Annotated in this window: 11 protein-coding genes and 1 pseudogene; 3 read left to right on the plus strand and 9 right to left on the minus strand. The window is 35.8% G+C overall.

Annotation, left to right across the window (positions count from 1 at the left end):
* Positions 1-48: 48 nt before the first annotated feature.
* Positions 49-318 (plus strand): annotated as a pseudogene (locus VIK44_RS11360) (P27 family phage terminase small subunit); the annotation flags it as partial.
* Positions 319-919: 601 nt separating this feature from the next.
* On the opposite strand, the gene VIK44_RS11365 reads toward VIK44_RS11360, so the two are convergent.
* From VIK44_RS11365 to VIK44_RS11375, 3 genes are all read right to left on the minus strand, one after another.
* The gene (locus tag VIK44_RS11365; RefSeq protein ID WP_331554008.1) at positions 920-1,483 is read right to left on the minus strand and encodes a hypothetical protein; all 564 of its coding nucleotides are present in this window, start codon (positions 1,481-1,483) and stop codon (positions 920-922) included.
* A 45-nt stretch (positions 1,484-1,528) separates the two neighbouring features.
* Positions 1,529-1,672, minus strand: a complete 144-nt coding sequence (locus tag VIK44_RS11370; RefSeq protein ID WP_331554009.1) for a hypothetical protein — start codon at positions 1,670-1,672, stop codon at positions 1,529-1,531.
* Between the two features lie 581 nt (positions 1,673-2,253).
* Positions 2,254-2,523, minus strand: coding sequence for a transposase (locus VIK44_RS11375; protein WP_331554010.1), 270 nt, complete (start codon positions 2,521-2,523; stop codon positions 2,254-2,256).
* A 650-nt stretch (positions 2,524-3,173) separates the two neighbouring features.
* Here VIK44_RS11375 and VIK44_RS11380 point away from each other — a divergent pair.
* Positions 3,174-3,512 carry a helix-turn-helix transcriptional regulator gene (locus tag VIK44_RS11380; RefSeq protein WP_331554011.1) on the plus strand — a complete coding sequence of 113 codons (339 nt, stop codon included), beginning with the start codon at positions 3,174-3,176 and terminating at the stop codon, positions 3,510-3,512.
* Positions 3,513-4,077: 565 nt separating this feature from the next.
* Positions 4,078-5,109 (plus strand): DUF4062 domain-containing protein, encoded by a 1,032-nt coding sequence (locus VIK44_RS11385; protein ID WP_331554012.1) that lies wholly within the window; start codon positions 4,078-4,080, stop codon positions 5,107-5,109.
* A gap of 476 nt (positions 5,110-5,585) precedes the next feature.
* On the opposite strand, the gene VIK44_RS11390 is transcribed toward VIK44_RS11385, so the two are convergent.
* Genes VIK44_RS11390 through VIK44_RS11415 form a run of 6 tightly spaced genes read right to left on the minus strand, consistent with a single transcriptional unit; the run spans position 5,586 to position 14,964 of the window.
* Entirely contained in the window at positions 5,586-7,499 is a 1,914-nt protein-coding gene (locus VIK44_RS11390; RefSeq protein ID WP_331554013.1) for a zinc-ribbon domain-containing protein, read from the minus strand.
* 5 nt (positions 7,500-7,504) lie between these two features.
* The gene (locus VIK44_RS11395) at positions 7,505-8,737 is read right to left on the minus strand and encodes a zinc-ribbon domain-containing protein (RefSeq protein WP_331554014.1); all 1,233 of its coding nucleotides are present in this window, start codon (positions 8,735-8,737) and stop codon (positions 7,505-7,507) included.
* 38 nt (positions 8,738-8,775) lie between these two features.
* Entirely contained in the window at positions 8,776-9,456 is a 681-nt protein-coding gene (locus tag VIK44_RS11400; protein WP_331554015.1) for a hypothetical protein, read from the minus strand.
* Positions 9,446-11,056, minus strand: a complete 1,611-nt coding sequence (locus tag VIK44_RS11405; protein ID WP_331554016.1) for a hypothetical protein — start codon at positions 11,054-11,056, stop codon at positions 9,446-9,448. The genes VIK44_RS11400 and VIK44_RS11405 overlap by 11 nt, the downstream gene beginning before the upstream one ends.
* Before the next feature lies 1 nt (position 11,057).
* On the minus strand, positions 11,058-13,646 hold the full coding sequence (locus VIK44_RS11410) for a hypothetical protein (protein ID WP_331554017.1): 2,589 nt from the start codon (positions 13,644-13,646) through the stop codon (positions 11,058-11,060).
* Complete coding sequence (locus VIK44_RS11415) at positions 13,639-14,964, minus strand: hypothetical protein (protein WP_331554018.1); 1,326 nt, start codon at positions 14,962-14,964, stop codon at positions 13,639-13,641. The genes VIK44_RS11410 and VIK44_RS11415 overlap by 8 nt, the downstream gene beginning before the upstream one ends.
* Between the last annotated feature and the right edge of the window lie 206 nt (positions 14,965-15,170).

A 15,170-nucleotide genomic window follows, 5' to 3' on the forward strand; every position in this document is an offset into this window, starting at 1 on the left:
GAGGTCTTTTTTTGATGCCCTTAAAGCCAATGAGAGGAGGTGGGACTTATGGCACAGAGAGGAAGGAAACCAAAGCCTACCGCCTTGAAGGAGCTGGAAGGCAATCCGGGCGGCAGGCCGCTTAATAAAAAAGAACCAAAACCTAATAAAAGAGCCCTGCGATGTCCTTCTTGGCTTGAAGAAGAAGCAAAAAAGGAATGGAAGCGCATGGGCAAGCTTCTAGAGCAGATTGGGCTTCTGACCGAAATGGACATGGCGGCCTTTGCGGGCTATTGCCAAGCATACGCCCGTTGGAAGGAAGCAGAGGTGTATATTAATGATTAAATAGACACAATAGTATACTTTTTACTATTAGAAAGACAATTCAGATTTATGGAACATGTTAGTTTACACTCAGTGTTGAATAGTTTTTATATTATCTTTAGTTGATAACATAGAAGAAGTGAATCTTATCAACCTTCAGACCTTCAAATAAAGAAACGAAACACTCCTTGGGGTTGAAATTGCCAATACTGGTCAGTGCTTCTGTTGAATCTAGGGTGAGTGGTCTTAATCAGGGTGTCTTTTTTTGTTTTAATCGTTTCATTAGAGCGTGCTCTATCGAGACTATTTAAAACAGTAAAACAGAGTCTTACATGAGTTGTTATTTTAAATAGAAACGTATCATTAACAAAATATTCCCTAGTGACACGTTTGTTGTGCGGTGATATGCTTTACTAAAAATAACTGTTGACGGGATGGTTCAAATGAAAGTAGGTTATATCAGCGTTAGTACATGTTTTTGGCGTGATATCGGTCATTGCCAGATAAAGCATTATAAACAGAGCATCATCGGCTGGAAAAATTGATTTTGATTTGAGAATCCAGATACTTTGACACATTCCTCACATAGGCAATTAGGCACTTATCTTCTCTGCTTTTAAAATATTCTATCTGAAACTAAATCTTCTAATGCCTGTTTAAATTCTGAGTACATTATATGAACCCCTGTGTCATAATTTTCTATAACACAGGAATAGGCTTCGTTTGAATTCTTTAATTCAACTATTAATTTTTCATACTCTCTGGTTTTCCTTTTGTTATCCTCAATTTTTTCTCTCAATTCAGCCTTTTCTGTGTCATTTTTCTTTGTGGTCTGATTTAATTTTGCTGTAATATCATTAATCTTAGCTTTCATTTTATTTACAAAGAGTTTGTTAAATTCATCGTCATCCTTTATTACTTCCACCTTATATATCGTTATTACTTTTTCATTTTTTTTGTCTGTCAAAATTACCCAAGTATCGTGGATGAACACATTTACAAAGTTATCATTTTTAATTTTACCCTTATATATAATTTCGCCATACTCAACCATTTTATTTATTCGTTCTTGTATTAACTCATTGTTTTGTGCAATATATACGCCAATATCTTGTTTTACCTCGTATCCCATAATTCGCTGGACATATCGTTCTTCAGCGTGCCTGGTAATCTCTAGCATAAAATTTCTCCTTTCTCTTGAACCGTTGGGGATAGGTCCAGCAGCTTAAAAATAGCCAATCGGATGGATCACATGATCTTTTTTCGGATCCAGACAGCTCATTTGATCGCTGATGGTGATGGCTCGACGTATCGAAAGATTGCCAAATCGTTTCCGGAGATGATCAACGGTATTATCCAGCTGCTCCATTCGTGTTTTTTTTCCTCATGTCCAAACAGATCTAACTATAATGTGCACGCTTTTCAAGACACGAAATCAGAATTTTTAAGATAAATCTTCTTTCGTGTTTTATATTGTGTCCACAAATTATTATACTAAGTAACCGAAGTATAATAATTAGAGTGTTAATATCTATTTGTTTGCTGTAGGTTGGGGACATATATAACATGTATAACAGATTCTTAGACTTGAAAAATTATGACCCACGTGTTGGGTACTGTTTGTAAAAATTAACAGTATTTTAAGGGCTTTTTAGCTTGAAATATTAAACGTAAAATTTGAAGAATGGCTTCTTATTGGGGATTGTAAGGAATGAATAAGATGGAGAAATAGGAAGTAGCATATTCGTAATCAGTAGGTCGGCGGTTCGATTCCGCCCTCTAGCTCAAGTAATAAGCGTATGAGAGAGCCGTTTATCGGCTCTTTTTTTATTGTATAAAAGATGAATTTCTTAGAAAATGACCATGATTTTGGCAAAGTTAAAGTGTTTAACTATCATGTTTTAATAAAATGTGAATATACCAACGTGTACGATTTGCCTTAATTGATAATTATCTACGTCCCATTATCAGTGCTGCCTGCTTTAAAATATCATTTTCCATTCGTAATTGATTCAGTTCTTTTTTGAGTGACAGAAGTTCAATTTCTTCAGTACTTCGATTATCCCTGGTCTTAAAAGATTGGATGCCATTATAATCTTTTACCCATTTGTGTAAGGTTGATCTTGCGATTTTGTATTCTTCTATAATCTCGGAAGGAGCCTTCTCATTATTATATAGATTAACGATTTGCTTTTTAAATTCATCGGTATACTGTGACATATTATTTCCTCTTTTCTTTGATTTTTTATTATAACATGTCCGAATAAAAACTGTCATATTTAGTATAAACTATCCACAATAGTCACTACTACAATTACCTGACGGGTTATTCGTGTGACCACAATTTGGACATGAATGATCCTGATGAGAAATCGGAGGAAATAATTTAATTAATTTAGATGGGGGTATATGGATATCAAATTCTTCAAGTAAAGCTTTCACATTTTCATAGTATCACTGGATTAGTTCATTTATTTGACTTTCCGATAAATGGGATAAGTCTTTATGAATTATTCTTGGCTCGTTTTTCCCTTTATATTTGAAATAATTATTTAAATTTTTATTGTGTTGATGTAAAAAAAAAATTAAAAGCCTTCTAGATTAATCCAATAATTCATCAATCAAAAAGGAATATTATTTCTCAAATAGATTCGTTTAATTTTCAACTTAATGATTTTAGACTATATCTACACTTTATTTTCAAAGCCTATCTAAAATAATTCGAACAATGAATAATTACCAAAAATAATACCTTGAGTATGAAAAAAGTAAATACAATATCTATAGTATAGCAGAACAACTATTTGATATCAATAGTATATAGAAAATAAGAAAAAATACTTATAGACTGTATCAAAAGGGGTGAGTCTATGAGTGATTTAACGAACAAACTTGGTAAACGTATCCGTAACTATAGACTAAAGCTTGGTTTTAGTCAGGAGCAACTTGCTGAAAAATCCTGTTGTCATCCAACCTATATTGGTCAAATTGAAAGAGGAGAGAAAAATCCTACCATTGAAAGTATAGAAAAAATTACAAGAGCTTTGGGAATATCTCTTTCGCAATTACTTGAAAAAATAGATTTCGAAAATCAATCGGAAAATCAGATTGCTGAAAAATGTTATGAGCATATTCTGTCAAAAAATCACACTGAACAGAAAAGTATATATTGCATTCTCCTTGAACTTGACAAATATAAAAATGAATAGAATGTTACTATTTAAATTAAGAAAACACGATCTTCCTGATACAAATAGTGTGAAAAATAGGAACCGATCCAGCCACTCAGCAGAGAATATTTCCAGCTGGGAGTGAATCTGACCCCAGTCTTTTCTTCGACCGGTTCACTGTTTTGTGATATATACAGTTGCTAGATACAGCATTTTAAAAAGATTATCTTCCGTTGGAAAAACGGTTTAGCTTTTCATCACTTTTCTGGGCTGTCGGTTTAGTGCCTCAAATGAATTGGCCATGTAAATGAGATTTTGTACTTTCTGCGGATATTTGGAAATAGGTCGGACAGGTTTGGCCAGTTATTTCACCAGGAATCCGAGATTTTGGGATATTTTTTGTCCCATATTTTATAAATTTTGCCCAGCTCGTTCAAAGGGGCATCTTCTAGTTTGAGCTGCATAAAACCGCTATAGATCGACCACATTATATTTTTACACAATTTTTGAAACGGTCGGGGGTGCGCTTTTGACAAGTGCGAAATAATATGGAAAACGAAATGGCTTTCTGGTATATAATATTTTGGAGATGGAGGAAATAACATTGGTAAAGAAAAAACTTCAAGTTTTCATTTCTTCAACATACATTGATTTAATTGATGAACGTCAATCAGCTGTTCAAGCAGTTTTAGATTCTGGTCATATCCCAGCAGGAATGGAACTTTTTAAGGCTGGGAATGAAACACAACTAGATACTATTTATAAGTGGATAGATAATTCAGACGTATATATGCTAATTTTGGGTGGCAGATATGGTAGTGTAGAAGAAAAATCTCAAAAAAGCTATACTCGTCTTGAATATGAATATGCTATTAATAAGGGAATACCTGTTTTTTCAGTAGTTCTGGATGAAAATTTTCTAAAGGAAAAAGCTTGTTTATTAGGAGAAGATAGAATTTATGAGCAGAAAAATATTGATGGATATTCCAATTTTAAGGACTTTGTTTTATCAAAGATTGTTCGTATGGTAAATGATTCAAAAGATATTATGTTAGCTGTTCATTCAACTCTAGTAGACTTTTTAGAAGATTATGATTTGATTGGATGGGTAAGGGCAAATGATTCAGAAGCAAATACATTATTGCTTACTCAAATAAATGAATTGTCTATTGAGAATAAACAATTGCATGAAAAGAATTCTAAACTCTTAGATGAAATTAATTTAATACAGTCTACTTTTGACTCTAGTCTGGCATTTGAAGGAGAATCTACAACAATCGAGGGGACTTATACTGAGAATATTGGTAACAACGTACAAAAACAATATCGAGATAGAAGTATAGAACAAGATATTACATGGGACAAGATGTTTTTATTGTGGGCACCTTACCTAACTGCTACAATTAATTCTATAAGGGCAAAAGGCCAGTTAGAATCTGCACTTCGTGATTTTGTGGGGAGAAGGTTTAGAATTAAAGATAACTTATTTCAGAAGATTAAAATTCAATATTCTGCATTAGGTTTGTTAAAGTACTATGAAGCTCCAACTACTCAAGGAAGCACAGCAGAATTTATTACGTTAACACCTAAAGGGACTAAATATCTGATTAAAAATACAGCTGTTAAAAATAATTGAATAGTCCATTGTAATGTCAAAGGAGTGTTTGTGAGCCACGAAAGCATAGTACTTAAATAATAATACAAAATGACGTAGGGACAATTCTATGTCATTTTATCAAAAGTGTAACATACTGGTAAAAACTATAGGACGTAAAATCAGAAACGGCAAGACAAGCGCGGATAAAAAGTACAACAGAAATTTACCGCGTAATGTTGAAAAGTCTTGATGAACATAATATTTTTCAGATAATTCCATTGTTGTTATCGAGTTCGCACAGAAAAAGATTATCTTGTAAACTTGTAATTTTGCAAAAATAATTATACTAAACGTAATTATTGGTATTCAAATAAAAGGCTCGTGGCTAATGTATTTATTCTACATCAACCACGAGGTTTACATGATTTTCGAAGCAGTTTCGCTTTTTTTACTATTATAATCACCAATAAATCATTTGATATTATTTGTATTGTCATTATTTTCTTTTGGGATGCTTATTTTGTTGACTTTTGAAATTTCAAACATAATGGACAGCCACTACCATTAACTCGATTTTTAATATTTGCTTTCCATCTGCACCCATCTTCAGAACACCACCATACTATCTTGTTTGATCCGTAAGAGACCTCTTGTGGTGTAAGATCACCGTTCTTCTCTTGATCCCATTCTGCAGCTAGGTCAGGATGTGTCGTCGCCAAATCATTATAGCCAATTTCGATTCTTTTTCCTGAGCATGTAGGACATCCATAGCCTCTAGAACGATAGGAAACTGCAGCTTTCCAGCTATGCCCCTTTTCACATTGCCACCATACACTTTTCTCGGATCCGTGAGAGACCTCTTGTGGTGTAAGATCACCGTTCTTCTCTTGATCCCATTCTGCAGCAAGGTCAGGATGTGTCGTTGCCAAATCATTATAGCCAATTTCGATTCTTTTTCCTGCGCATGAAGGACATCCATAGCCTCTAGAACGACTGGAAACAGCAGCTTTCCAGCTATGCCCCTTTTCACATTGCCACCATACACTTTTCCCGGATCCTTGAGAGACCTCTTGTGGTGTAAGATCTCCATTTTTTGCTTGATCCCATTCTGCTGAAAGGTTAGGATGTGTCGTTACCAAATCATTATAGCCAATTTCGATTCTTTTTCCTGCGCATGTAGGACATCCCGGGCCGCTAGAACGAGTGGAAACGGTCGCTTTCCAGCTATGTCCCTTTTCACATTGCCACCATATACTTTTCTTGGATCCGTGAGAGACCTCTTGTGGTGTGAGATCTCCATTTTTCGCTTGATCCCATTCTACAGCAAGGGCAGGATGGGTTGTCGCCAGATCATTATAGCCAATTTCAATTCTTTTTCCTGAGCATATAGGACATCCGTTGCCTTTAGATCGATTTTTTATAGTCGCTTTCCAGCTATGTCCCTTTTCACATTGCCACCAGACACTTTTCTCAGATCCGTGAGAGACCTCTTGCGGTGTGAGATCATCGTTTTTTTCTTGGTCCCATTCTATAGCAAGGGCAGGATGGGTCGTCGCCAAATCGTTAAAGCCAATTTCGATGCTTCTTCCTGCGCATGTAGGACATCCATAGCCGCTAGAACGGGTGGAAACTGCAGCTTTCCAGCTATGTCCGTTTTCACATTGCCACCAGACACTTTTCCCGGATCCGTGAGAGACCTCTCCTGGCGTAAGATCACCATTTTTTGCTTGATCCCATTCTGCAGCAAGGATAGGATGGGTCGTTGCCAAGTCATTATAGCCAATTTCGATGCTTTTTCCTGCGCAGATAGGACATCCACAGCCGCTAGAACGGGAGGAAACTGCAGCTTTCCAGCTATGTCCGTTTTCACATTGCCACCAGACACTTTTCCCCGATCCGTGAGAGACCTCTTGCGGTGTGAGATCTCCATTTTTCGCTTGATCCCATTCTGCAGCAAGGGTAGGATGGGTCGTTGTCAAATCATTATAGCCAATTTCGATGCTTTTTCCTGCGCATACAGGACATCCATAGCCGCTAGAACGAGTTAAAACTGCAACTTTCCAGCTATGTCCGTTTTCACAACACCACCACACCCTCTTGTGAGATCCGTGAGAGACCTCTCGTGGCGTAAGATCACCGTTCTTCTCTTGGTCCCATTCTGTAGCAAGGGCAGGATGTGTCGTTGCCAAATCATTATAGCCAATTTCAATTCTTTTTCCTGAGCATGTAGGACATCCATCGCCCCTAGAACGGGTGGAAACGGCAGCTTTCCAGCTATGTCCCTTTTCACATAGCCACCAGACACTTTTCCTGGATCCGTGAGAGACCTCTTGTGGTGTGAGATCACCATTTTTCGCTTGATCCCATTCTGCAGCAAGGTTAGGGTGTGTAGTAGTTAGATCAGTCATTCCTATAATTAACTTTGCCATATGCGTTAGTGTCCTTTCTGTTTATTTTTGCAGAGAGGACACTTTGTGCCTCGTACCCGATGTCTAACTGTCGTTTTCCATTCATGCCCATATTTACAGCGCCACCAGACTTTTTTGCCCGAATGACTAGATACCATATCGGACCTTACGTCGCCATTCTTCTCTGGATGCCATTCTTCTGCAATTTTTGGATGCTCAGTTAAAAAATCGTTATTTCCAGGTACGACTTTTTTTCCTGTGCAGTAGGGGCAACCTGATCCTGCGGTACGCTTATCAATGGATTGCTGCCAAACATGCCCTTCCGCTAAACATTTCCAATAAACTATTTCATGGGAAAACGCTTTGAAATTTTCTGGGCCTTTCTCGTTTTTTTCGTAGAACCACTCCTTTACTAAGTCAGGCCTGGTAGTAATAAGATCTGTTTCGCCTTTAATCGCCTTTCTCCCTGAACAATAGGGGCATCCATTTTTATCGATTGTTCTGTGGTAAATGGCAGCATCCCATCGATGCGCTTCCTTGCAGCACCACCATATGATTTTATGCGAACCTGGAAGGACATCATTTGGCAATAATTCACCGTTTTTTTTGTAGTCCCATTCTGCGGCCAAATCCGGGTATAGTGTTTTTAAGTCATTGAACCCTGAAAGCACTTTAACACCTTCACAATAGGGACATCCAGTACCTTTTGTTCGTCGGCTAATTGGAGCTTTCCACTGATGCTCCTTATTGCAGCGCCACCATACAACCATATTGGACTGTGGCAAAAGGTCTTCCGGTTTTAATTCGTTATTCTTGTAATAATCCCATTCTTCGATCAAATTTGGGTAAAGTGTCTTAAGATCATTTACGCCAACTACAGGACGAATATGCGCGCAATAAGGGCAACCACGTCCTCTAACTCGATCGTAAATCCGAGCCTCCCAATGATGCTTTTCATTACAAACCCAATGGACCTTTAGATGGGAATAAGGTAAGATATTTTCAGGTAGAACATTCACATTCCTTTCGTAATCCCACGCGCTAACTAATTTAGGGTATTTTGTTTTAAGGTCGTTTACTCCTTTAATAGCCCATCGTCCGGAACAATAGGGACACTTTCCTCCGCGTGTTCTACTAATGATAGTTGCAGCCCATGAATGGCCTTTTGCACAATTCCACCAAACAATTAAACTACTAGACTTAGAAACCAGATTGGGAGACAGATCACCGTTTAGGGCAGTATCCCATTCCGATAACAAATCAGGACATGACTCTGCGAATGATTTTCTTAAGTGTTTCATTGTTTTTTCAAGGAAAAAAAATCAATTGTGTTACCTTGCATTTGCACGATTTGGGGGTTAGATTCTTTGAATAGAAGAATGCTCTCTGCTAAAACGGAAGATAAACTAAAAAGAGTACCTTTTGCAGTAATAATACTGTTCTCTAAATTGGTGATGGAATCGTCCTTAACACTGCCGTTTTCGACTTCAATGCGTAATTGCATTTCTTCATCGACAACATTCTTAAGGTAGTTAATCTGTTTAGAAATTTTCTTAATTTCAAGACCTAAGCGGTCCACTTCTTTCTTCAAGGATTCATATTTTTTATTAGTTTTCTCCTTTTCATTTTCCATTGAGAATTTCAGAACATTGATATCTTTTAATGTTTCTGTCATCTGTTGCAGAAATTCAAATTGTTTTGCTTTGGGCTTTTCCCAAAAAAGGTCTAGTTGCCCGAAAACAATTTTTTCATAATCATTGCCGTTAGAACCGACCAGAACGTTTATATCATCGATATAATTTTTTGCGTGTGGATTTCTTGAAAAATCATAACTTTTGATGCCTAAAAACTCTTTTTCCTCCTCGGCCCATTCCGAGAGCTTAGAAAATTTAATTTTGCGATGAGGGAATTGTTTATGATATTCTATGCATAAATCCAGTAGAGATTCGGTATCGTATTTGCTTTTTCTACCCATCATTTTCTCCTTCTTGTAGTGATTTTTCTTTTCCCCACGAATACCTTAAAAGGTGTTGATGCAACTCCAAGTAAAGCTTTTCAAGTTCGTTACTGAATCCTTTTTCAATTCGTACACAGTCCATTAGGGCCTTTATTTCATCTTCGATAATCTTGCATTTCTCCTTTTCTTTGCGAATTTCCTGTTTTAAGTCTGCTTTGTCAAGCTTGTAATAGGTACATCCCCAACAAGTGGATAAACAATTCTGGGTGATACAATCCTCAATATTATTTTGATCCTTTGCTCGAAGATTGGACATGCAGTTGCTACCGGTATGAATTTCTATCAAATGCGTTGAATCCAGCAATGATACCTTTGCGGCTGTTTCGTTTTGATATCTTTTTTTTAGTGCAGAAAACCTAAAAACACTCATCGCATCCACAAAATCGGTGAAATTCGAGCCATAATACGCACTCATCTCAATGCTCTTTTGACCAGATAAATCCATAATTCTACTCAAAGGAACACCTTGAAAATGAAGATTAATGATAGCAATATGTCTTAAATCATATGGGTTGATGAGTTCAATCTTTTCTTCGTCTGTTTGGTTCAAGATCCACTGATAATTGTTTGTATTTTTCAAATTCTGATTATAAAAATTATCTCTGAGACATCTTAAATCACGTTCATTATAAACGTTGATATCAAAATCATCCTCTTTCTTTCTAACAGGTAAGAATATTAACTCCCGTGGTATATCTTGTGACAAATTTTGGAATTCTATGATATTACCCGCAATATCATCTGAGATTTCAAACTTTACAATATAATAATCATCTAAGTTATATTCAACTTGTTTATAAATATTACCTTTGAGTTTTGATTTTCTCAGTTCGATTAAAAAGTGTCCCTTTTCGTTTTGAGAGATGCAGTCAAAAGGTGTCATGCAGATTTCAGTTGGACGCATCGGGATAAGGAAACATACAGATAACAGAAAATAAAGAGGGAACACCCGAATTCGATCTTTCTTGGAGCCATCTTTCCACACCATCGAAACAGCATCTTGCCATATCAAGTATTGACAGTAGTTTTTTAACTTTCTTTTACCACTAACTACTCGCTTGATTTTAATGTGAGAACCCACTAGATCACATTGCTTGTCATCAAATCCTAAAAAAAATTTAAAATTGTCAACTATAAAATAAATTCCTTTACTTATCTCTAACGATGGAGATCCGCTAAAATATAATCTTTTGAGGTTGGTGTTAATTGAATTAATGCTACTTAATATATAACTTGTCATCAACCATAAAACGTAAAATTTTAAGTATTCGACCATTTTTTCAGGAGGAATCTTTAATTGATGTGTTAATGCATTGTTATCGATAGTTTTTGGAGCGAAATGAAAAGCAAAGATGTTTTTTGCGTCTTTAATTCTCCATGAATCACCATTAAAAATACAACCAGGTTCAATAATTTCATCCTCTTGAAAGCGCTTGAATTTATTTATTAGGTTTCTTTTCGTAATTGTGTTTAAGACAGGGTTATTAACAGTACGAAATGATAGGCTGTTTTCGGACATTGGATACAAATACCCTAGATTCAGAGCACACTTTAAATCCATATCAATACTCCTTTCTTTTAACTTTATCTTCAATTCTTTCCTTCTCAGAAGCGATAAGATAAATAAATTGCTGTTGTTCTTTTTTGTCCAAGCGGTCATAAATAAATGTCGCCAATTCATTAATTGCGGGCTTAATAATAGTGTTAATGACCATTAAGTCTTTAGGATTAAGCTTGTCATTATAACGTTTAAGGGCTTCTGAGTAGCGCTTAAAAACGCTTTGTACACCGATTTTTGTGATAACACAATATGGACAATGGGTACAATCCTTTTGCGTTGGCATTGCACAAGCCATGTTGATAGCACGTAATAAACAATAATTGCCATCTTCTTTGGCAAAACCATAGCCGTTTCCAATTGCATGATAAGCCATCAGTGTGTTTGCAGTGGTGAGTAAGTTGCTTTGCTTAAGATCTTGGAGTTTAATAAGAACGTGAGCATTTGTTTCACGCCTTTTGTAACTGTTGATGAAATCGAGCTTTTGGAAGTAATTGTCAGAAATTTCATCTAGCTGAAATTTCATATGAATCAATACATTTATCTCCAGCGGAGATAAATGTATTGATTGAATCAACTTCGTCTGATCCGGCGTTGTAAGCGCATTAAAATTATCAAAGCAGCTTTCCAGGAAAAGATATGGGACAAAGCCCAATACACCACGCTCACAGATTTCATGAGATATGAGTTCAATCGTTTCCCCAGTAAAAGCTCCATCCCGTAAATAAATGTTTGTCGTCTCAGACTGAAGTAGGTTATTAATCTTATGATTACGCGCTTGTGCAGCAATTGTATAGGATGTTAAGGGACTATCACCTTGGTTTCGAGAAATTTTCTCGATGCCTTGGAGGTAGAACTTGTTCATTTTTCTAGTTAGTAAGTTGTTGTCGTTAAGCCCATCTCGCATGTACTGTCCAAAAATAGAAACGAGAGTTTCATTCCTTGCGTAATCATTTCGTCTTACATGAACTAATTGACCCTTATTACCATTCTTTTCATGATGGGCGAGTATGAGCATAATTAAACCAAAATGTTCTTTCATGCCTTCTGTCATCGCAGCGGTCAGACAACCACTTGCTTTTATTCCCGTCTTAGAAGGGTAAGTAGGGTTAAGTTCGATTTTGCTAATGAGGATATTCGCAGCCTTTAATAATTCTGCTACCGGAAGCCTATCAAGTTTTGCTTTCATCTCAAAATCCTCGATGTCTATACCATCCAGATATTTCCAGTTTTTCAAAATATCTGAAGAACGCCACCCTGTAATGAATAACACTGAAACGTAAAGCCAAGTTTGACAAATGAAATCCGATTCGAAAGCTTTTTCGACGATATGATTTTCTTTATATTCTACTTTATCGAATATTGCCTTAGCCATGCTTGCAATCTGTTTTAGTGGATACGCATCAGTATCCATAGTATAAAAAGTGGATTTAGTAACAGAGAGGGGGGTATAACCAACCACCTGTTTGTTTTTTAAATAAGTTGAAAAACGTGCAAGGGTAATTTTCTCATTTTTTGTTTTACAACGCATGGCTAATTCCATCAACTCATCATTGGTCATCATATAAAGCTCTTTATCTGCCATCATAAGCTGAAGATAGACCATCGCATGATGTTTTTTAGTGACGGGCACTTCATATTTTAAAAATTCATCATACTTTAGTCGGGCTTTGGTATTCTTCGTTATATGGAATAACCTTAGATTTTCAATGAGTTCCTCATTTTTTCGGTCGAAAATAATCAAAAAAACATCAACGCCTGCAAAGAGTTTATCTTTATCATTTTTCAAAAGAAAAAGATCGTCTTTGTACATTTGCGCTTTCTTAAGATTTATGAAAAAGTTAAATTCAATATTTTCGTACTTGTAAAAGTGAACACCGAAAAAGTCATTTTCTTCAAGGTAACGCATCAGTTTTTGCCGGTGCTCTATATAGATAGAACCATACTTTGCCTCTAATTCTTGAGAACGCTGGTTAATCGTATCTAGAAGACTCATCCATTTATCCTGTACGGCTTTTATTCGCTTGATTTCCTTGCTATTAATTAAAAAAGACTTTTTTGTTGGATTTGCTTTAATCTTTCCTGATTTAATTAATTCAGTCAATCGGTCTTTTTTAATTGACGTCAATCGGTTCACCGCATCAAGATTTAGCCATTCTTTTTCAACTTTTGTTAGGCTTAAACTGAATTCATATGCTTGAACTTCGTAATCATCAAGAAGGGAATCATCCTTTGACTTTGCATAGCGCTTAATAATATCGACATCGGCTTCCCTGAAAAAATCACCTGAAAAGTAAAGTAATGTTTTTAAGTGGGAGAATACCACCTTTTTGTTTTTGAGCCGCACGGAAAAATAATTTATCTGGCTTAGTTCAATTATCGGATTATGATTCTTTAAGTAAGTATGGATGTCATGGAGGTTGTCTTCTTCAAAATGAAGGCGTTGGGCGACTTCGTCATCCGCATTTTCTAAATCAGCTATAGTTTTGATCCCATATTTTAGTAGCTTTTTTTTGAACTTTGGGATAAAGTGTTTCGGTATTCTATTGGCTTCTGCAATCGTCTTAACTTTTGAATTAAATATATCATTCATTGAAATATAGCTCCAGTTCACCTTCAAAAATTAACGACTGTAAATTTAAAGCAATCTCTTTATAACGTTCCATAAAAATACCTTTGTTATTGATATAGGCAATGGATGATTCCATAGAACGGTCTCCACGCCAAGCCATTAGCTGCATGGCATTGATATTCTTAATATGAGAGATTAAATATAACGTGTAAAAGTGTCTGAACATATGTGCACCGGGATATTCCTCCTTGTATCGGTCAATGTACATTGCATACTTTTGTTTGTGCTCATATATATGTAATGAAGCAATGTACTTCTCTATTTTCGGAAGTCCATAACGATTAAATAAAGACTTGACGTAACGACAGTAGGTTTGAACTGCTAGCGGCCTACCTTGTATACTATAGAATGCCGGAGCATTATCCTTGTTTAGGTCCACATTGTGTTTGAATTTCTGATTGATTAGAATTAAGTAATTCTGAGTTTCTTTCTCAAGTATTTCTTTAAAATCAGGATATACTGGTTGCCTACGTATTATTTTGACATTACCGATTGGCGTATCTGTCACAAAATCCAAATTATTTACATCAATTGTATAGTAATTTTTTTGAAGTGATACCAATTGAGAATAACTAATATTACAAACCTCCCCTTCACGAAGTCCGCAAAAGGCTTGGAGCATTATTGGTAAAACAAGATTTGGTGCGTATTGGCGTGCGGCTAGTAAAATACAGGGTAAGAAGGACTCCGGTAATTCACGATTCTTATTAAGAATCGATATTCGAGGTTTATTCAATACAATGTTCGGGACAAGTTCGATCTTTCTAGTGGTTTTTTTATAGTTGTTTCGGATGACAATTTCTTTTTGCTTATATAGTTCATTAGCAGTGTAATCAAAAGAAACTTCATTTTTGTGCTGATCATAATATTTCGACAGGAAAGCAAAGACAGTTATGATTCTTTTTGATACAGTTTCTTTTTTGGGAGGTGTGTTGGTTTTATTATATTCTCCTATTGCAAAGGTTTGAAAGATGGCTTTTATGTTATTATAGGTTAGTTCTTCAATGGAAGTAAAATCATGTTCTATAAAAATCTTATTCAGAAACCAGCACACATTGTTCAGTGCCATCCTAATGGTTTTATCTGCTTTATAAAAGCCGTTTTTAGAGTCAAATGATACATAATCTTCAAACCGTGTATAATTCAGTACTAAACTGTTAGTCTTATCCACCAGGCATATGTGATAATGATAGGACATTCCATAGTTTGTGACAAAATTTAATTTCCGAAGTTCATACTTTAGTATTACTTCATAGTGAAAACTTGAAAAACTGAACATTCTTCAGGGCACCTCCTTTATCTTTGATGTACATAATTAGTAGGACAATATAGTTGTGGGCAAGTTCTAATAAGATTAATAGAGAAATAAGATCAGCCAAATAATCAAGAGTTAAAATCGTAAGTGAACATGACTTGCGGATTCAGCGCAGGATAAAAAGTTAGCTGATCCAAAAACCACCGAAAAAGAAATTCGTATTTATATTT

The organism is Acetobacterium sp. (assembly GCF_036508315.1).
Classification (GTDB): Bacteria; Bacillota; Clostridia; order Eubacteriales; family Eubacteriaceae; genus Acetobacterium.

Bases quoted from the DNA above. Each gene is read 5' to 3' on its own strand.
- VIK44_RS11365 (WP_331554008.1), bottom strand. From the start codon at position 1,483: ATGCTAGAGATTACCAGGCACGCTGAAGAACGATATGTCCAGCGAATT.
- VIK44_RS11370 (WP_331554009.1), bottom strand. From the start codon at position 1,672: ATGGAGCAGCTGGATAATACCGTTGATCATCTCCGGAAACGATTTGGC.
- VIK44_RS11375 (WP_331554010.1), bottom strand. From the start codon at position 2,523: ATGTCACAGTATACCGATGAATTTAAAAAGCAAATCGTTAATCTATAT.
- VIK44_RS11380 (WP_331554011.1), top strand. From the start codon at position 3,174: ATGAGTGATTTAACGAACAAACTTGGTAAACGTATCCGTAACTATAGA.
- VIK44_RS11390 (WP_331554013.1), bottom strand. From the start codon at position 7,499: ATGGCAAAGTTAATTATAGGAATGACTGATCTAACTACTACACACCCT.
- VIK44_RS11400 (WP_331554015.1), bottom strand. From the start codon at position 9,456: ATGATGGGTAGAAAAAGCAAATACGATACCGAATCTCTACTGGATTTA.
- VIK44_RS11405 (WP_331554016.1), bottom strand. From the start codon at position 11,056: ATGGATTTAAAGTGTGCTCTGAATCTAGGGTATTTGTATCCAATGTCC.
- VIK44_RS11410 (WP_331554017.1), bottom strand. From the start codon at position 13,646: ATGAATGATATATTTAATTCAAAAGTTAAGACGATTGCAGAAGCCAAT.
- VIK44_RS11415 (WP_331554018.1), bottom strand. From the start codon at position 14,964: ATGTTCAGTTTTTCAAGTTTTCACTATGAAGTAATACTAAAGTATGAA.